The 17,241-nt window shown below is 70.6% G+C and carries 14 protein-coding genes; 5 read left to right on the plus strand and 9 right to left on the minus strand.

Annotated features, from left to right (window positions below):
* Positions 1-481: 481 nt before the first annotated feature.
* Positions 482-2,419, minus strand: coding sequence for a glycogen debranching N-terminal domain-containing protein (locus tag OC490_RS43910; protein WP_262063662.1), 1,938 nt, complete (start codon positions 2,417-2,419; stop codon positions 482-484).
* Complete coding sequence (locus tag OC490_RS43915; protein ID WP_262063663.1) at positions 2,416-3,921, minus strand: MGH1-like glycoside hydrolase domain-containing protein; 1,506 nt, start codon at positions 3,919-3,921, stop codon at positions 2,416-2,418. Before OC490_RS43915 ends, OC490_RS43910 begins: the two co-directional genes overlap by 4 nt.
* A gap of 120 nt (positions 3,922-4,041) precedes the next feature.
* Here OC490_RS43915 and OC490_RS43920 point away from each other — a divergent pair, with 120 nt between their 5' ends.
* Entirely contained in the window at positions 4,042-5,244 is a 1,203-nt protein-coding gene (locus OC490_RS43920; RefSeq protein WP_262063664.1) for an ROK family protein, read from the plus strand.
* Between the two features lie 433 nt (positions 5,245-5,677).
* Complete coding sequence (gene ppdK / locus OC490_RS43925; RefSeq protein ID WP_262063665.1) at positions 5,678-8,398, plus strand: pyruvate, phosphate dikinase; 2,721 nt, start codon at positions 5,678-5,680, stop codon at positions 8,396-8,398.
* 235 nt (positions 8,399-8,633) lie between these two features.
* Here ppdK and OC490_RS43930 read toward each other — a convergent pair whose 3' ends face one another.
* Positions 8,634-9,011: a MerR family DNA-binding transcriptional regulator gene (locus OC490_RS43930; protein ID WP_262063666.1), complete on the minus strand. Its 378-nt coding sequence runs from the start codon at positions 9,009-9,011 to the stop codon at positions 8,634-8,636.
* A gap of 76 nt (positions 9,012-9,087) precedes the next feature.
* On the opposite strand from OC490_RS43930, the gene OC490_RS43935 reads away from it, so the two are divergent.
* The gene (locus OC490_RS43935) at positions 9,088-9,816 is read left to right on the plus strand and encodes an SDR family oxidoreductase (RefSeq protein ID WP_262063667.1); all 729 of its coding nucleotides are present in this window, start codon (positions 9,088-9,090) and stop codon (positions 9,814-9,816) included.
* 198 nt (positions 9,817-10,014) lie between these two features.
* Here the strand turns inward: OC490_RS43935 and OC490_RS43940 are convergent, their stop codons facing one another.
* Together OC490_RS43940 and OC490_RS43945 are read right to left on the minus strand one after the other, a co-directional pair.
* On the minus strand, positions 10,015-10,197 hold the full coding sequence (locus OC490_RS43940) for a hypothetical protein (RefSeq protein WP_262063668.1): 183 nt from the start codon (positions 10,195-10,197) through the stop codon (positions 10,015-10,017).
* Between the two features lie 184 nt (positions 10,198-10,381).
* A complete protein-coding gene (locus OC490_RS43945; protein WP_262063669.1) occupies positions 10,382-10,861 on the minus strand; it encodes an excalibur calcium-binding domain-containing protein in 480 nt (159 codons plus the stop codon).
* Positions 10,862-11,044: 183 nt separating this feature from the next.
* Between OC490_RS43945 and OC490_RS43950 the strand changes: the two genes are divergently transcribed.
* Entirely contained in the window at positions 11,045-11,971 is a 927-nt protein-coding gene (locus OC490_RS43950) for an oxidoreductase (protein WP_262063670.1), read from the plus strand.
* 10 nt (positions 11,972-11,981) lie between these two features.
* On the opposite strand, the gene OC490_RS43955 is transcribed toward OC490_RS43950, so the two are convergent.
* The 4 genes from OC490_RS43955 to nirB all read right to left on the minus strand — a co-directional run bounded on the left by OC490_RS43955 (position 11,982) and on the right by nirB (position 16,445).
* Positions 11,982-12,770 carry an SDR family NAD(P)-dependent oxidoreductase gene (locus OC490_RS43955; protein WP_262063671.1) on the minus strand — a complete coding sequence of 263 codons (789 nt, stop codon included), beginning with the start codon at positions 12,768-12,770 and terminating at the stop codon, positions 11,982-11,984.
* Positions 12,771-12,850: 80 nt separating this feature from the next.
* Positions 12,851-13,435 carry a TetR/AcrR family transcriptional regulator gene (locus tag OC490_RS43960; protein WP_262063672.1) on the minus strand — a complete coding sequence of 195 codons (585 nt, stop codon included), beginning with the start codon at positions 13,433-13,435 and terminating at the stop codon, positions 12,851-12,853.
* 47 nt (positions 13,436-13,482) lie between these two features.
* The gene (gene nirD, locus OC490_RS43965) at positions 13,483-13,833 is read right to left on the minus strand and encodes a nitrite reductase small subunit NirD (protein ID WP_262063673.1); all 351 of its coding nucleotides are present in this window, start codon (positions 13,831-13,833) and stop codon (positions 13,483-13,485) included.
* Positions 13,830-16,445: a nitrite reductase large subunit NirB gene (gene nirB / locus OC490_RS43970; protein WP_262063674.1), complete on the minus strand. Its 2,616-nt coding sequence runs from the start codon at positions 16,443-16,445 to the stop codon at positions 13,830-13,832. Before nirB ends, nirD begins: the two co-directional genes overlap by 4 nt.
* A 268-nt stretch (positions 16,446-16,713) precedes the next feature.
* On the opposite strand from nirB, the gene OC490_RS43975 reads away from it, so the two are divergent.
* Positions 16,714-17,235 carry a hypothetical protein gene (locus OC490_RS43975; RefSeq protein WP_262063675.1) on the plus strand — a complete coding sequence of 174 codons (522 nt, stop codon included), beginning with the start codon at positions 16,714-16,716 and terminating at the stop codon, positions 17,233-17,235.
* Positions 17,236-17,241: the final 6 nt, after the last annotated feature.

Consider the following 17,241-nt stretch of genomic DNA (forward strand, 5'->3'; position numbering starts at 1 on the left):
GGCTTCGGAGTCGGGGTCCTCGGAGCCGTCGGCGTCGGTGCCCGCGTCGGCGTCGGCGGCATCCGTGTTCTCGGCCGACTCGGGCTCCGCCGCCTCGGACCCGGTTTCGGACGTGGCCTCCGCCGGGGCCTCGTCCGGAGTTTCTACGAGTGTCTCGGCCCCGCTCTCGGTCTCGTCCCCGGCGTCGGTCGGTATCGCTGTCGCGTCGCCCGGTGCCGGTTCCGTGTCGGCGTTGACGTCGTTGGTGACGTCGCTGTCGATGTCCGGCGGCCGTACCTCGCCATCGGCTGCCCCGGCCGTGTTCGGTGACTTGCGCGTGCTCGTGTGCTGAGGCAACCCGAAGGTCCTTCCATGAGGAGCCCGTAGTCGGAGTGGCGGCCCGAACTGGGGAGGCAGGGCCGCCGTCATTCCGTACGAGTTGCCTCATGCCCCTGTTCACGGAACTGGGCAAACACCCGGCAAACGGCTTATCACCGTTGCGTCACGCGCCCCCTACCGCCGTGAGCAGTGCCAGCGGAGCCGCCGCCGACCTGGACTCCCGTACGCACGCGTGCGGGTACGGGACCGGCTCCGGGTGGGTGTCGCGGCCGTAGCCCGCGAGGACCTCCGGGAGGCGGTGGCCGGCTGCCGTCGCCGCGTCGACCAGCGCGTGCGCGACCGTGCGGGCCTCGTCGTGCAGGCCGTAGCGCGAAAGGCCCAGCGTGATCAGTGCGTTGTCGTGCGGCCAGACCGAACCCCGGTGGTAGGAGAGCGGATGGTACGCCGCCTGGCCGGAGGCGAGCGTGCGGACGCCCCAGCCGGAGAAGAAGTCCGGTTCCAGGAGCCTGCGGCCGACCAGTTCGCCGTACTCCTTGTCGAGGAGACCGGACCACAGCAGATGCCCCGCGTCGGACGCCAGCGCGTCGACCTGGCGGCCCTCCCCGTCCAGCGCCAGCGCCGGGAAGGAGTGGTCCCGCATCCAGAAGTCCTGCTGGAAACGGTCCCGCAGGTCGGACGCCGCCTGCTCCAGGAGGGCCGCGTACGTCTCGTCCTCCCACACCGTCCGCGCCACCCACGCGGTACGGCGCAGCGCGTCGTACGCGTACCCCTGGGCCCCCGCCGCCATCACGGGACCGCTTGCGCGGGTGCCGTCGGCCCCGCAGATGGCGCCGGGGGAGTCCTTCCAGTTCTGGTTGGCCAGGCCGCCCTGGTCGGCGCGGTAGACCAGATAGCCGCGCGAGGTCAGGCCGCCGTGGTCGAGCATCCAGCCGATCGCCGCGCGGGCGTTGGGCTCCAGACGGCGGGCGAGTGCCGTGTCGCCGGTCTGCTCGACATACGCGCCGAGCAGCACCAGGAACAGCGGGGTCGCGTCGACCGAGCCGTAGTAACGCCCGTACGGCACCTGCCCGAAGTGCGCCAACTCGCCGTGCCGCACCTCGTGCACGATCTTGCCGGGCTGCGACACCGACTCGGGGCCGACCGCCGTGGCCTGGGTCGCGGCGAGCGCCGGCAGTGTGGCGGCGGCGAGTTGGGGGCGGTAGGGGAGCGCGAACAGGGATGTCAGCAGCGCGTCCCTGCCCAGCAGGGTCAGGAACCACGGTGCCCCCGCCGCCGGTACGCGCAGTTCCTCGCCGTCGAGGCCCGTCGCCGGGACCTGGAGCGAGGCCAGGTCCGACAGGCCCCGCGCGCAGGCGGCGGCCAACTCCGGCCAGCCGGTGGGGAAGGAGACGCCCTGGACGTACTCGCCCTCCAGCGCGAGGAGTTGCTCGTTCAGGGCGGACGGGGAGCGCGGTACTCGCAGGGCCCGCTTGTCGCCGTGCGGGCGGGCCATCACCCGCAGGGCCAGCTCGGCGGTGCCGTGCGGTTCGAGGTCCAGGGTCCACACCATGCGGCGGGCGCCGGTGCCGGTCTCCTCGACGCCGTCGGGGGCGGGCTCGGCCGTGACCGTCGTACAGGAGCGCCATTCGCCGCGCTGGTAGGCGAACTCCACGCCGTCGTCGAGGACTTGGCGGGAGCGGGTGGCGCCGGTCTTCGCGTAGGTGCGGTAGTCGGAGCGCAGTTCGAACTGGTCGGTGAAGTCGGCGTCCGCGGTGACCGCGAGCCGGACCGTGGTCGGCACCGGCCGGTTGCTGGTCACCTTCAGCGACTCGACGAACGAGCCGTCACCGACGGCCTGTTCACGGAAGAGCGTGTGCGCGGGCGGCTCCTGGCGGCCACCGCGCGGGACCAGGACACAGCGCGCCATGTCCCCGTCGGCCACCGGTGTCAGTGCCTCCGGCACCGCGCCGTCGACCGTCAACTGCCAGCGGCTCAGGTGCCGGGCGTCCCGTACGAATAACCCGTCCGGGGAACTGCCGCCCCGTACGCCGCTGATGTCCCCGCCGTCGCCCACGGCTGCGAACGTCCCGCCGTGCACGAGCAGATGATGCCGGTCCGTCATCCCCGGTCCCCTCCCTTGACTCTCCTGGCGGCCTTGACTGCCTTGTCGTTGACTTCTGTGTCACTCATGCCGAACGTGCCGAGGCTCGTGCCGGACACGCCGTGCCCGGGGGGCTCGTGAAGCAGATCGAGGGTCAGTGCGGCGGTCCAGCTGAAGCCGGTCGCGCCGCACGCCTCGCCGTCGTACGGGTCGACGTACTCGGCGAAGTCGGTGGCGGCGGCCGTCTCCAGGGCGGCGTCGCGCAGTGCCTCCGCCCGCGTCTGCTCGCCGTGCAGCCGCAGACCGCGCTCCAGCAGCCAGCTCGTGTTGAACCAGGCCGGGCCGCGCCAGTACCGGTGCGGATCGAAGGCCTCGCCCAACAGGTCGTAGCTGGGCGGGAGTCGAGTGGTGTCGCCGAGCCCGAAGTGCGGGCCGGACGCCGTACGGACGAGGGCCGTGACGATGTCCCGGGGCAGGTCGGGGAGGAGGAGCGGGATCAGGCCGGAGACGCTGCGCTCGGGGATGAGGGCGCCGGTGAGGGACCCGCGCCCCGCGTCCGGCGTCTCGCCGCGCACGTCACGGCAGAAGAACATGCCCTCCGCCGGGTCCCACAGCCGCTCGATCAGGACCCCGGTGAGGCGTTCCGCGCGGGCGTGCCGGGCCGTGCCGGTCGCGCCCAACTCCCGTGCGATACGGGCGAGTGCGTGCTCGGAGGCGATGAGGAGGGCGTTGAAGGAGGGGTCCTCCACCGCGAACTCGCTTGCCCCGTCGGCGTATTGGCCGTCCCGGTAGTCCGTCGCGAGCCGCACGTACCGGCCGTAGTCGAGGTCCGTCGGCCGGTCCTCGGCCGCCCCGTGGTCGAGGTCGGCGCGCCGGAAGGAGCGGGCCGGGGCGGGTGTGATCCGGCTCAACGGGGCGTCCCAGCAGGGGCTGTTGTCCATACCCTGTTCCCAGGGGTGCACGACGGACGCGAGTCCGCCCCCGCCCAGATCGCGCCGGTGCAGCAGATAGCGGTGCCAGGCGGCCAGCCGGGGGTAGACACCGGCGAGGAAGCCGCGTGCGCGGGAGAGGCCCGGGTCGGCGCAGTGCACCAGCCAGGCGGCGAGCGCGTGCACCGGTGGCTGCACGATGCCCGAGGTCTGTACGGTGCGCGGGGCGCCCGCGGTGTGCCCCGCGGTCGAGGAGCGCCAGAAGTCGGGGCTCGGGAAGTACGCGTCGAGCGGTACGGAGGGGTTGAAGACGATGTGCGGGATACGGCCGTCGCCCCACTGGGCGGCGAGCAGCGTCTCCAGCTCCGTCTGGGCCCGCAGCGGCGAGAGGTGCCGCAGACCGATCGCGATGAACGCGGAGTCCCAGGACCACTGGTGCGGATACAGACCGCGCGAGGGGACTGTGGAGGCGCCCGTCCAGTTCGCTTCCAGTACGGCAGCCGCCCTGAGGTGCAGGGAACCTGACAAGGACGGCGGATCGTATACGAGGTGGTGCTCCACGGGGAGGGCTGTGAGCTGGGCAGTGCGATCCACTCGGGACTCCACGAAACACATCGTGCCGACCGGTTCGGTCATGGCTACCGTAGGGTTACGTCTATTTAACACGCAAAACTCAATATGTAATGCAGGGTTGAGAAACACAAGGGGGTGCGCATGACGGGAAGAGGTCAAGGGAGCGCCGGAGATCTGCTCGAACTGGTGCGCACCGGGCGCGCCACGACCCGCGGCGCCCTCCAACAGGTGACCGGACTCTCCCGCGCGACCGTCGGCCAGCGCCTGGACCGGCTCTTCCGCGCGGGCTGGCTGCGCGAGGGTGCGGGCGGGCCCGTGGACTCCCCGTTGGGCGGCAGACCCTCGATCACCCTCGAGTTCGACGACGCCCACGCCGTGGTCCTCGCGGCGGACCTGGACACCCGCCACGCGCGCGCGTGCGTCCTCTCGCTCACCGGTGAGATCCTCGCCGAGCACGGCGGCACGCTCGTCATCGAGGACGGCCCGGACGCCGTACTCGGTGAACTCGGCCGCTGGTTCGCCGAGTTGCTGGAGAAGGCCGGCCACCGGGCGTCGGAGGTGTGCGGCATCGGTCTCGCGGTCCCCGGTCCGGTCGACACCGACACCGGCCGGGTCGTCCAGCCGCCGATGATGCCCGGCTGGGACGGCTACGACATAAGAGGCCGTCTGGCCCGCGCTTTCACGGAACACACCGGCGCCCCCCGGGTACCGGTCCTCGTCGACAACGACGCCAACCTCATGGCCTACGGCGAACAGCGCACCGGACACCCCGACTGCCAGGCCTTCATCCTGGTCAAGGTCTCGACGGGCATCGGCGCCGGGGTCGTCGTCGGCGGTTCCATCTTCCGGGGGATCGACGGCGGCGCCGGCGACATCGGCCACATCCGGATCCCGGCGGGCGCGCAGGCGCTGTGCCGTTGCGGGTCCTACGGCTGTCTCGCCGCCGTGGCGAGCGGTGGCGCCGTGGCGCGGCGGCTGGCCGATACCGGGGTGCCGGCGGCGTCCGGCTCCGATGTGCGGGACCTGCTGGCGTCGGGGCACCCGGGAGCGGCGGCGTTCGCCCGGGAGGCGGGACGGCAGGTCGGGGACGTCCTCGCGACCGTGGTGACGCTGCTCAACCCCGGGGTGCTGATGATCGCGGGGGACCTGGCCGGAACCTCCTTCCTCACGGGCGTACGGGAGCTGCTGTACCAGCGGGCGCTGCCGCGCTCCACGGCTCATCTGCACGTACTGACCTCACGGCTCGGGGAGCGGGCCGGTCTGGTGGGCGCGGGCGCGCTGGTCGTGGAGTACCTGTACGCGCCGGAGCGGGTCGAGGAGCGACTGCTCGCGCTGGGCATGTGACGTCCGCGGGCATGTGACGTCCGCGTTTCGGTCCGGAGACCCGTCCGCCGGCCGTCCGCATGGTGAAATCCGGTCGGGTGTGGAAGCGTGATTCTCGCCACCTTTGATAGGGGTGGCGCTCAGGTGAGCGGATCTTGCGCGGCTGCACTTCTCCAAGGGGTGGCACTCCGTGCCACCCCTTGATCGTTCATCGATCGAAATCAGGCGAGCCGCAACCCGCTCAAGTGAGCGCAAAAACGCGCCGATGGACCTGGTTGCGTTCAAGAAGTGAAAACACCCGGCGGTGTTCGCTTGCCGAGCTTTGACTTTCGATCCGCTGGCGGACGACTGGTTACGGACGCATGACATGCAAGTGGACGTACCCAGGCGCCTTCGATCTGGGTATGTTCCTGGCCGTCAGGGCAGCCACCCGCGTCCCGAGGAGTCGAGACCCGTGTCGGAAAACAAAGAACCCCACGTAGCGAAGTTCGTCTACGACTTCACCGAGGGAAACAAGGACCTCAAGGACCTTCTCGGCGGCAAGGGTGCCAACCTCGCCGAGATGACGAACCTGGGCCTTCCCGTGCCCCCCGGCTTCACCATCACCACCGAGGCGTGCAAGACCTACCTCGACAGTGGCGAGGAGCCGGCGGCACTGCGTGACGAGGTGAGTGCACACCTCGACGCGCTTGAGTCGACGATGGACAAGAAGCTGGGGCAGGCCGACAACCCCCTCCTCGTATCGGTCCGTTCCGGGGCGAAGTTCTCCATGCCCGGCATGATGGACACCGTCCTGAACATCGGCCTCTCCGACAAGTCCGTGCAGGGCCTGGCGAAGCAGGCCGGCGACGAGCGCTTCGCGTGGGACTCGTACCGCCGCCTGATCCAGATGTTCGGCAAGACCGTCCTCGGCGTCGACGGCGACCTCTTCGAGGAGGCCCTCGACAAGGCCAAGGAGACCAAGAAGGTCACGGTCGACACCGAGCTGGACGCGGCCGACCTGAAGAAGCTGGTCACCCGCTTCAAGCGGATCGTCAAGACCGAGGCAGGACGCGACTTCCCGCAGGACCCGCGCGAACAGATGGACCTCGCCATCCACGCGGTCTTCGACTCCTGGAACACCGACCGCGCCAAGCTCTACCGCCGCCAGGAACGCATCCCGCACGACCTAGGCACGGCGGTCAACGTCTGCTCGATGGTCTTCGGCAACCTCGGCCCCGACTCCGGCACCGGCGTCGCCTTCACCCGCGACCCGGCCAGCGGCCACCAGGGCGTCTACGGCGACTACTTGCAGAACGCGCAGGGCGAGGACGTCGTGGCCGGCATCCGGAACACGGTCCCCCTCGCGGAACTTGAGCAGATCGACAAGGCGTCGTACGACCAGCTCATGCAGATCATGAAGACCCTGGAGAACCACTACAAGGATCTCTGCGACATCGAATTCACCATCGAGCGCGGGCAGTTGTGGATGCTCCAGACGCGGGTGGGGAAGCGGACGGCCGGTGCCGCCTTCCGGATCGCCACGCAGCTGGTGGACCAGGGGCTCATCGACGAGGCGGAGGCCCTCCAGCGGGTCACCGGCGCCCAGTTGGCGCAGCTGATGTTCCCGCGCTTCGACGACGAGGCGAAGGTCCAGCAGGTCGGCCGGGGCATCGCGGCCTCGCCGGGCGCCGCGGTCGGCAAGGCGGTCTTCGACTCGTACACGGCGGTGAAGTGGTCGCGTTCGGGCGAGAAGGTCATCCTGGTCCGCCGCGAGACCAACCCGGACGACCTCGACGGCATGATCGCGGCGGAGGGCATCCTCACCAGCAGGGGTGGCAAGACGTCCCATGCGGCCGTCGTGGCGCGGGGCATGGGCAAGACGTGTGTGTGCGGCGCGGAAGAGCTTGAGGTCGACACGAAGCGGCGCCGGATGACGGTGCCGGGTGGCCACGTGGTCGAGGAGGGCGACGTCATCTCCATCGACGGGTCCAGCGGCAAGGTGTACCTCGGCGAGGTCCCGGTCGTCCCGTCCCCGGTCGTGGAGTACTTCGAGGGCCGGATGCACGCGGGTGCGGACGACGCCGACGAGCTGGTCGAGGCGGTCCACCGGATCATCGGATACGCGGACCGCGTACGCCGGTTGAGGGTGCGGGCCAACGCCGACAACGCCGAGGACGCGCTGCGCGCCCGCCGCTTCGGCGCCCAGGGCATCGGCCTCTGCCGTACGGAGCACATGTTCCTCGGTGACCGCCGCGAGTTGGTTGAACGCCTGATCCTGGCCGACACGGACACCGAACGCGAGGAGTCCCTCAAGGCACTTCTCCCGCTCCAGAAGGCGGACTTCGTCGAGCTGTTCAAGGCGATGGACGGACTCCCGGTGACGGTCCGCCTGTTGGACCCGCCGCTGCACGAATTCCTCCCGGACATCACGGAGTTGTCGGTCCGCGTCGCGCTCGCGGAGTCCCGCCAGGAGTCCCACGAGAACGACCTGCGACTCCTCCAGGCGGTCCACCGCCTGCACGAGCAGAACCCGATGCTGGGCCTGCGGGGCGTGCGCCTGGGCCTGGTGATCCCGGGCCTGTTCACGATGCAGGTGAGGGCGATCGCCGAGGCCGCCGCCGAACGCAAGGCGGCGAAGGGCGACCCGCGCGCCGAGATCATGATCCCGCTCGTCGGCACGGTCCAGGAACTGGAGATCGTCCGCGAGGAGGCCGACCAGGTCATCGCGGAGGTGGAGGCGGCAACGGGCACGTCCCTGAAGCTCTCGATCGGCACGATGATCGAACTCCCGCGTGCGGCACTGACGGCGGGCCAGATCGCGGAGGCGGCGGAGTTCTTCTCGTTCGGCACGAACGACCTCACGCAGACCGTGTGGGGCTTCAGCCGCGACGACGTAGAAGCCTCGTTCTTCACGGCGTACTTGGAGAAGGGCATCTTCGGAGTCAGCCCCTTCGAGACGATCGACAGGGACGGCGTGGGCTCCCTGGTGAAGCTCGCGGCAAAGGCGGGCCGCGAAACCCGCCCCGACCTGAAACTCGGCGTCTGCGGCGAACACGGCGGCGACCCGGAGTCGGTCCACTTCTTCCACGAGGTCGGACTGGACTACGTCTCCTGCTCACCGTTCCGGATCCCGGTGGCGCGGCTGGAGGCGGGACGGGCGGCCTGCGCGGCGCAGGGCAGCGACCACCGGTAGGGCGTACGACCACTGAACGCCGGAGCCGTCACCCGTCCCCGACCCTCACCGATGGGCGGCGGTTCCGGATCACGAAAGAGGGGCGGCACCCTGTGCGGGGGTGCCGCCCCTCCCGGGGTTGGTTGCCGTTGAGCCCGCGCGAGGCCGTTGTGCCCTCCGGCTGCCCGACCCTGACGGCCGCCCCGAACCAGGACAGCGGGGGCAGATCGCTGAAGAGACGTCTGGCCGACCGGGCCTACGGGTGCGTGTCCGTGATCGCGATGACCTTGTCGAGGTGGTCCAGGGCGGTCTGCAGGTCGTCGATCTTGGCCTGGATGCGCTCGCGCTCGACTCGCAGCATGGCCCGTTGCTCGGCGTCGGTGTGCCCGGAGTCGAAGCACGGCAGGAGTTCGATGATCCTCCGGCTGGTGAGGCCGGCGGCGAACATCTGCTGGAAGAAGCGGACCAGGGGGATGGCGTCCTGCCGGTACAGGCGCTGGCCGGACGGGCTGCGTTCCGCGATGAGCAGCCCTTGCTGCTCGTAGTAGCGCACGGCGCGCACCGAGACGCCGGCACCTCGTGCCACCTCGCCGATGCGGATCGACCGCTCGGCCGCGGCCACTGTGACAGTCATGGTGATTCCTCTCACCCCTGGCTCCGACGACCAGCACTTGCCTCTGACGCTAGCGTCAGGTTTTAGCGTACCGGCCATGGACATCAACAACTCCGTCGCCCTTGTCACCGGAGCCAACCGTGGCCTGGGCCGCGCCTTCGCCCAGCGCCTGCTCGACCGGGGCGCCCGCAAGGTCTACGCGACGGCCCGCCGACCGGAGACCGTGGACCTGCCCGGGGTCGAGGTGCTGCCCCTCGACATCGCCGATCCCGTATCCGTGAGGGCCGCCGCCGAGGCCGCCCCGGACGTCTCGCTGCTCATCAACAACGCGGGGATCCAGACGGGGACCAACCTGGTGACCGGTTCGCTGGACGCGGTGCGGCACGAGCTGGAGACCAACATGTTCGGCCACCTGGGAATGATCCGGGAGTTCGCGCCGGCGCTCGCCAGGAACGGCGGGGGCGCGATCGTCAACGTCCTCTCCGCCATGTCGTGGTTCGGGGGCCAGGGCGCCAATGCCTACCACCTGACCAAGGCCGCCGCCTGGGCCATGACCAACGGCGTCCGCCTGGAGCTCGCCGAGCAGGGCACGCTCGTCACAGCGGTACACCTCGGCCTGGCCGACACCGACATGGCGGCGGGCTGGCCCGTGGCCAAGATCGCGCCGTCGGACCTGGCCGACGCGGCGCTCGACGGTGTCGAGGCGGGCTCCGCCGAGGTCCTCGCCGACCAGTGGAGTCGGGACATCAAGTCCCGTCTGCCGCTGACGCCGGAAGAGTTCAACGCCGCGATGGACCGGGCCCTGGCGGCGCTGATGGCCGCCTGAGGGGCCCCTCGGGCCGCACGGACTTCGGTCGGCTGCTTCTCCATCGGCCTCTCGAACTCTTCTGCTTGAGGTTGAACTCGTGGTGCCGTGTCGCTGATCAGGCGGCCGGCACCCTGAACGAGACGCCTTACGGACACCTGCAGCTTCTTCGGAAGACCGTGTCTGCGGACGGCGCCGAGCCGGGGACACCACGTGCAACTAGCCCTGTGCCAGCCGGACAACCGCCGTCACGAACACGATCAGGCCCGGCCCGGCCATCACCGCGGATATCAGCCGTACGCCACCGAAGCGCTTGGCGCGGGCCTGATACACGGGCCGCTCCTCCAGCCCGGACACGATGAACGCGCGAATCCAGTCGGACCCCTTTTTCGAGGCGAACACCGCCCCCATGGTCAGCGCGCCCAGACCCCAGAACAACAGGAATATCCGACCGCCATGGGTGGCCTACGCGCTCAGTTGCACCATGAGGCGGATCCTGGCGGGTCCGCCTTGCGCACGTCAACGATCATCGCGCGGCGTAGAGCGGGTGGCCGCCTGCCTGGACCCGTTCCACTGCCCTCCGCCGTCACTCGCAGGCGACCCCGTCCCCGTCCCGGTCTAGGTGGGAGTCGTAGCCGGGGTCGCCGCGGTAGAGGGGGGTGACGCCTGCGGCGCGGGCCGCGGTGCAGTTCGCGTAGTAGGTGCTGCCGCCTCCGCCGGAATCGGAGCCGGTGTCGTCGGAGCCGCTGCCCGCTGCCGCGGCGGCCGTCACCGTCTTGGTGACCTTGACGGTCTTCGTCGCGGTCACCGTGGGCGCGGGCGACGGAGCCGCAGTCTCCGTCGCGGTCGCGGTGACTGTCATCGTCGGCTGTGGCTTCGCCGCTGCCGGCTTCGCGTCTGCCGTCGTGTTCTTCTTCGTGTCGTGGCCGGAGCCGCCGGCACCGAGGCCTATGAGGAAGGCCAGCGCGAGGGCCGGGAGCACATACCGCTTGCGGGCCCAGCGGGGTGCGGGCCGGTCCGGCTGGGGCGTCGGTGGTACGGGTGGCATCGCGTACGGATGAGTCATCTCGTCCCCCTGTGTCTGATGTGGCCTGGAACGTAACGCCGGGACGGGGCGGGTGAAGGGGGAGTGACCAACCTGTGATGGTCTGTGATCGTCGTGTCACTCGGTGTGGGGGAGCGGGGCCGGTCCGGCTCTCGTACGCTCTTCGTGCGCCGGGATTCACGCGTCGACGGAGGGAGCCCGATCATGTCCGGCTGGAACGAGAAGGCGATCCCCGATCAGCGCGGCCGGGTCGCCGTCGTCACCGGGGCCAACAGCGGGATCGGCTACGTCACCGCGCGGGAGCTGGCCCGCAAGGGTGCCCGGGTGGTGCTCGCCTGTCGGAGCGAGGTGCGGGGGAGCGAGGCCGCCGACCGGATCGTCGCCGAAGTGCCGGGCGCCGAGGCGCAGTTCGGACGGCTGGACCTCGGGGACCTGGGCTCCGTACGGGAGTTCGCGGCCACGTTTCCGTACGAGCGGCTCGATCTGCTCGTCAACAACGCCGGGGTCATGGCGATGCCGTACGGCACGACGGTGGACGGGTTCGAGACGCAGTTCGGGGTCAACCACCTCGGGCACTTCGCGCTCACCGGGCTGCTGCTGCCCGCGCTGCTCGACGCGCCGGACGCCCGGATCGTCACGGTGTCCAGCTTCATGCACACGCTTGCCAACATCGACATCGACGACCTCAACAGCGAGCGCCGGTACGGTCGTTGGACCGCCTACTCCCGCTCCAAGACCGCCAATCTGCTCTTCACGCACGAACTGGGGCGGCGGCTCGCGGCGGCCGGTTCGGGGGCGGTTGCGGCGGCCTCCCACCCTGGGTACGCCGCCACCAACCTTCAGACCGCCGGGCCGCAGGCGGAGGGGCGCAGGGGTGCGGAACGGGCCATGGAACTCGGCAACCGGGTCTTCGCCCAGTCCGCGGAGGCCGGCGCGCTGCCCTCCCTCTACGCGGCGACCGCGCCCGGCGTACCCCCCGATTCCTTCTACGGTCCGCGACTCGCGATGTGGCGTGGGGCGCCGGCCCGCTCGTGGCGTGCCCCATGGACCCTCAACGATGCGATGGGGCAACGCCTTTGGGCGGCCTCGGAGGAGCTGACGGGGGTCACGTACGACCAACTCAAGCCGTAGGGGCGGGTGTTCAGGCCGTCGCTCCGCTGTCCACCACCAGGTCCGTGCCCACCACCGACGCGGCGTCGTCCGAGGCCAAGTAGAGGACCGCGGCGGCGATTTCGGCCGTGGTGGAGATGCGGCCGAGGGGGAGCGCGGCCCGTACGCGTTCGGCGCGGTCCGCCTCCGTCTCGCCGGGGCGCAGGGACATGGGGGTGTCGGTGGCGCCGGGGCTGACCACGTTGATACGGACGCCCTCGCGGATGTGGTCCACGGCGGCACCCCTGCTGAGCGCGGCGACCGCGGCCTTGGACGCGGCGTAGGCGGCGGCTCCGGGGCTGCTCGTGTGCACGCCGAAGGTGGACGCCACATTGACGATCGCACCGCCGGACGGCTGAGCCCGCATCTGCGCGATCTCGGCACGCAGGGCCAGGAACACACCGGTCACGTTGATGTCGAGCTGGGTGCGCCAGTCCTCCTCGGTGAGGTCGGCGAGGGGTCGCCCGCCCCGGAAGACGCCCGCGTTGTTGACGGCCACGTCGAGCGAGCCGTACCGGTCGACGGCCGCCCGCACCAGCGCGTCGGCGTCGGCGGCCTGCGACACATCGGCGCTCATGGCGAGGGCCTTCCCGCCCCCGGTCTCGATCAGGGTGACGGTCTCGTCGAGCGGTTCGCGGCGGCGCCCGGCGACGACGACATTCGCCCCCTCGGCGGCGAACGCGAGGGCGATGGCGCGTCCTATCCCGGACCCGGCCCCGGTGACGAGGGCGGTCCTGCCGGAGAAGCGGCTGCTGAATCGACTGTGGGAGTGACTGCTCATGAACGGGCCTCTTTCTTGACCGATCGGTTCAGTATGAGTCCATGAAAAAAGGCACCCCGGAGGGTGCCGGGAGTGCGCGGTCACTCCAGCAGCGCCAACGCCTGCTCCGCCGCGTCCCGCACCCGCGCCGGGTCCCCGGACGCCCGGCCGACCACCCGCAGCCCCTGCATCAGCACCAGCAGCAGGCGCGCGAGGGTGAGCGGATCGCGGTCGGCGGGCAACTCGCCCTGTGCCTGGGCCCGCGCCAACGCCGAGTGCAGTACGGCCTCCAACTGGTCCCAGTTGCGCTCGACGAGGCGGGTCGCGGCCGTGTCGTGCGGGGCGAGTTCGGCCGCCGTGTTGGTCACCAGGCAGCCCAGCGCCCGCAGTTGCTCGTTCGCCGCCTCCGCCGCGTAGCGTCGTACGACCGCGCGTACGGGCGGCAGGGCGGGGCCCGGCTGGGACAACTCCCGCACCATCGGCGTGAGTCCGGCCCGGTCGTAGCTCTCCAGTGCCCGCATGTACAGCTCGTGCTTGCTGCCGAAGGTCGCGTAGATGCTGGCCCGCCCGATGCCGAGGTGCTCGACGAGATCGGACATCGACGTCGCCTCGTAGCCGTGCCGCCAGAACAGCTCCAGGGCTGCCCGCAGCGCGGCCTCGGGGTCGAACTCCTTGGTCCTGGCCATGCTCGGCAGCCTAGGTTTTTCTGGAACGGTCAGTCAAGTGACCGCTGTTACGCGCTGCGCACCTCGTACGTCTCCACCCGTACCGACGCGTCGTCCAGGCACTCCCCGGAGACCAGGTCGAAGCGCTGCTTGAGCAGCGGCGAGGCGACGAACGGGCGGCCCTGGTGGGTGCCGGTCAGGCCGCGGGAGAGGACGGCCGCGCCGCTGAAGGGGTCGCGGTTGTCGATGCCGTAGAGGGTGCCGGTGCGGTCGCGGAACAGGGCTACCTGGCGGCCGTCGGGCAGCAGGGCAGCCACTCCGCGGCCGGGGGTGAGCCGGTTGAGGTCGCAGACCGTGAACCAGCCCTCGGCGAGCTGGAGTTGGACCTTCAGGTCGGTCGTCTCGGGAGCCAGGGTCATCGCTGGGCGCTTCCTTCCAGGACGTCTGCGGTCTGCTGGGGCCGCATGCCGATGGTCAGCAGCGGCAGGTCGGGCTTGATCTGGTCGCGCTCGGGGACGAAGCCGACGACCGGGTCCGGGGTGTCCGGCGCGTTCACGAAGGACACGAACCGGTTCAGCTTCTCGGGGTCGTTGATGGTCTCGGCCCACTCGTCGCGGTACCCGGCGACATGCGCGGCCATCAGCGACTCCAGCTCCTCGCAGATGCCGAGCGAGTCCTCCACCACCACGTCCCGGACATGGTCCAGGCCGCCCGGGATCCGCTCCAGCCACACGCTCGTGCGCTCGAGCCGGTCGGCCGTACGGATGTAGAACATCAGGAACCGGTCGATCAGGCGCACCAGTTCGGCGTCGGACAGGTCCTGGGCCAGCAGGTCCGCGTGGCGTGGGGTGGCGCCGCCGTTGCCGCCGACGTACAGGTTCCAGCCGTTGGCGGTGGCGATGATCCCGAAGTCCTTCGACTGGGCCTCGGCGCACTCGCGGGCGCAGCCGGAGACCGCCGACTTGAGCTTGTGCGGGGAGCGCAGTCCCCGGTAGCGCAGCTCCAGGTCGATCGCCATCCGGACCGAGTCCTGGACGCCGTAGCGGCACCAGGTCTGTCCCACACAGGACTTGACGGTTCGGAGTGCCTTTCCGTACGCGTGGCCCGACTCGAAGCCGGCGTCCACCAACCGCGCCCAGATCAGCGGGAGTTGCTCCACCCGCGCGCCGAAGAGGTCGATGCGCTGGCCGCCGGTGATCTTCGTGTAGAGGCCGAAGTCCCGGGCCACCTCGCCGATCACGATGAGCTTCTCGGGGGTGATCTCACCGCCGGGGATACGCGGCACGATCGAATAGGAGCCGTTCTTCTGGAGGTTGGCGAGGAAGTGGTCGTTGCTGTCCTGCAACGCCGCCTGCTCGCCGTCCAGGACGTAGCCGCTCGCGCCGATCGTCGGGGCGAGGGACGCGATGATCGAGGCGACCGTCGGCTTGCAGATCTCGCAGCCGTCGCCGCCCCGGGCACCCTCACGGCCGTAGCGGTCCAGCAGGTCCTGGTAGGAGTTGATGCGCAGCGCGAGGGTGATCTCGTACAGCTCCTCGCGGGTCTGCGCGAAGCAGCCGCACAGCCCCTTGTCGACCTCGACGCCGCTCGCCTCCAGCTCGGCGGTGACCAGCTGGCCGAGCACCTTGACGCAACTCCCGCAGCCGGTACCGGCCTTGGTGCACTTCTTCACCTCCGGCACGCTCGTGCAGGAGTGCTCGGTGACCGCGCCGCGGATCGCGCCCTTGGTGACGTTGTGACAGGAGCAGACGACCGCCTCGTCGGGCAGCGCCGAGGGGCCGAGCTGGACGGCGCCTCCGGAACCGGCCGGCAGCACCAACTGCTCGGGGGAGACGGGCGGTACGGACCCGGTGAACGCGCGCAGCGTGCCGTAGGCCTCCGCGTCGCCGACCAGGATGCCGCCCAGCAGCTCGCCGCCCCGGCCGATCACCAGCTTCTTGTACGTCCCCGCCCGTGCGTCGGAGTAGACGACGTCGAGGCAGCCCGCGGTGGCGCCGTGCGCGTCGCCGAAGGACGCCACGTCCACGCCGAGCAGCTTCAGCTTGGTGGACAGGTCGGCGCCGGTGAACGCCGATTCGTCCTGCGCGATGGTCGCCGCGACCGTCTCCGCCTGCTCGTATCCGGGCGCCACCAGGCCGTACACCCGACCGTCCGCCGCCAGCGCGCACTCGCCGATCGCGAACACGTGCGGGTCGGTGACCGTACGGCACTGCTCGTCGACCGTGATACCGCCGCGCTCGCCGACCGACAGCCCCGATTCCCGGGCGAGTTGGTCGCGGGGGCGGACACCGGCGCTGAACACCACCATGTCCGTGGCGAGTTCGGAACCGTCCGACAGCTTCATGCCGGTGACGGCGCCGTCCGCGCCGGCCAGGATCTCCTGCGTGCCGGTGCCCGTGTGGACCGTGAGACCCATGTCCTCGATGGTGCGCAGCAGGGCCGCGCCGCCGCCCTCGTCGACCTGCACCGGCATCAGCCGGGGCGCGAACTCCACGATGTGCGTGGCCAGTCCGAGCCCCTTGAGCGCACCGGCGGCCTCCAGACCGAGCAGCCCGCCGCCGACCACCGCACCCGTCGTGGCCCGCGACTTCGCGTACGCCTCGATCGCGAGCAGGTCCTCGATCGTGCGGTAGACGAAACAGCCGTCGGAGTCCTTGCCCGGCACCGGCGGCACGAACGGGTACGAGCCGGTGGCGAGGACGAGGCTGTCGTAGTCAACGGTCAGCCCGGAGCGGGCCGTTACCGTCTTCGCCGCCCGGTCGATCGTCTCCGCCGGGTCGCCGACGTACAGCTCGATGCCGTGGTCCTTGATGAACTCCGCGTCCGTGAGCGACAGTTCCTCGGGTGTGCGGCCCGAGAAGTACGAGGTGAGCTGGACACGGTCGTAGGCCGGGCGCGGCTCCTCGCACAGCACGACCACACGGTGCGTGGCGGTCAGGCCGCGCTCGGCGAGCGCTTCGAGGAAGCGCTGACCGACCATGCCGTGGCCGACGAGCACGATGGTGGGCACCACACGCGGATTCGAGGTCATGTCCAGGAGCCTGCGACTTCGGTGTTACCCGACCGCATCACATCTGTTTCCCGTGAGGAACGCTGCCCTCAGCGGGAGCGCGCGGGGGGTGTGAGGGTTCCGGGTGCGCGCCGGGGGCGGAGTGTGAGGACGGGCTGGTCCGGGCCGGTTCGGTTAACCGAACCCCGCACTTCCGTGCAGGCACCATCGTGTACGGCGGGCGGCGGCGGAACGCTGGAGATATCAGTTTTCGGCAGTTCACCGCAGGCCACGGCCAGGAGGAAGTCCCATGAACGGTGTCCGGCAGGTACAGACAGAGGCGCAGGCACGGGTCCACGACAACGGGGCGATGTGGATGTGGCGGATCGCCCGCGAGCCCTTCACCGCCGCGACCTGGCGCCGCACCGCCTACGCCGTACTCGCGCTCCCCGTGGGCCTGGCGTGCGTCCCGCTCTCCCTGCTCGGCGCCCCCACGGCCCGCTGGCAGCGGGGGCTGGTCCGCCGCTTCCTGGGTACGGAGATCCCGGGCACCGCACGGGGCGGCGGCCTGCGCCACGCCCTCCTCGCCACCCCTCTCAACCTCCTCACCACGTTCATCACGGTCTACGGCTGGGTGATCGTCCCCATGAACCTCGGCTGGCCGCTGCGCGCCGGCTCCGACTACTCCGGCGCGTGGGGCGGCCCGACCTTCGCCGGGGCCTGGGCCTTCCACGCGATCCTGGGCGGCATCGGCTTCCTGCTGCTGACGCCGTGGCTGGTGCGGGGCCTCACCGCCGTACAGGTACGTGTCGCCAGGTCGCTCCTCTCCTAGGTTGAT

It is taken from the genome of Streptomyces sp. STR69 (assembly GCF_024519455.1).
Classification (GTDB): Bacteria; Actinomycetota; Actinomycetes; order Streptomycetales; family Streptomycetaceae; genus Streptomyces.

What these genes read in the sequence shown, in the direction of transcription:
- OC490_RS43910 (WP_262063662.1), bottom strand. Translation starts at nt 2,419, where the DNA reads ATGACGGACCGGCATCATCTGCTCGTGCACGGCGGGACGTTCGCAGCC.
- OC490_RS43920 (WP_262063664.1), top strand. Translation starts at nt 4,042, where the DNA reads ATGACGGGAAGAGGTCAAGGGAGCGCCGGAGATCTGCTCGAACTGGTG.
- OC490_RS43930 (WP_262063666.1), bottom strand. Translation starts at nt 9,011, where the DNA reads ATGACTGTCACAGTGGCCGCGGCCGAGCGGTCGATCCGCATCGGCGAG.
- OC490_RS43935 (WP_262063667.1), top strand. Translation starts at nt 9,088, where the DNA reads ATGGACATCAACAACTCCGTCGCCCTTGTCACCGGAGCCAACCGTGGC.
- OC490_RS43945 (WP_262063669.1), bottom strand. Translation starts at nt 10,861, where the DNA reads ATGACTCATCCGTACGCGATGCCACCCGTACCACCGACGCCCCAGCCG.
- OC490_RS43950 (WP_262063670.1), top strand. Translation starts at nt 11,045, where the DNA reads ATGTCCGGCTGGAACGAGAAGGCGATCCCCGATCAGCGCGGCCGGGTC.
- OC490_RS43955 (WP_262063671.1), bottom strand. Translation starts at nt 12,770, where the DNA reads ATGAGCAGTCACTCCCACAGTCGATTCAGCAGCCGCTTCTCCGGCAGG.
- OC490_RS43960 (WP_262063672.1), bottom strand. Translation starts at nt 13,435, where the DNA reads ATGGCCAGGACCAAGGAGTTCGACCCCGAGGCCGCGCTGCGGGCAGCC.
- nirD (WP_262063673.1), bottom strand. Translation starts at nt 13,833, where the DNA reads ATGACCCTGGCTCCCGAGACGACCGACCTGAAGGTCCAACTCCAGCTC.
- nirB (WP_262063674.1), bottom strand. Translation starts at nt 16,445, where the DNA reads ATGACCTCGAATCCGCGTGTGGTGCCCACCATCGTGCTCGTCGGCCAC.
- OC490_RS43975 (WP_262063675.1), top strand. Translation starts at nt 16,714, where the DNA reads ATGAACGGTGTCCGGCAGGTACAGACAGAGGCGCAGGCACGGGTCCAC.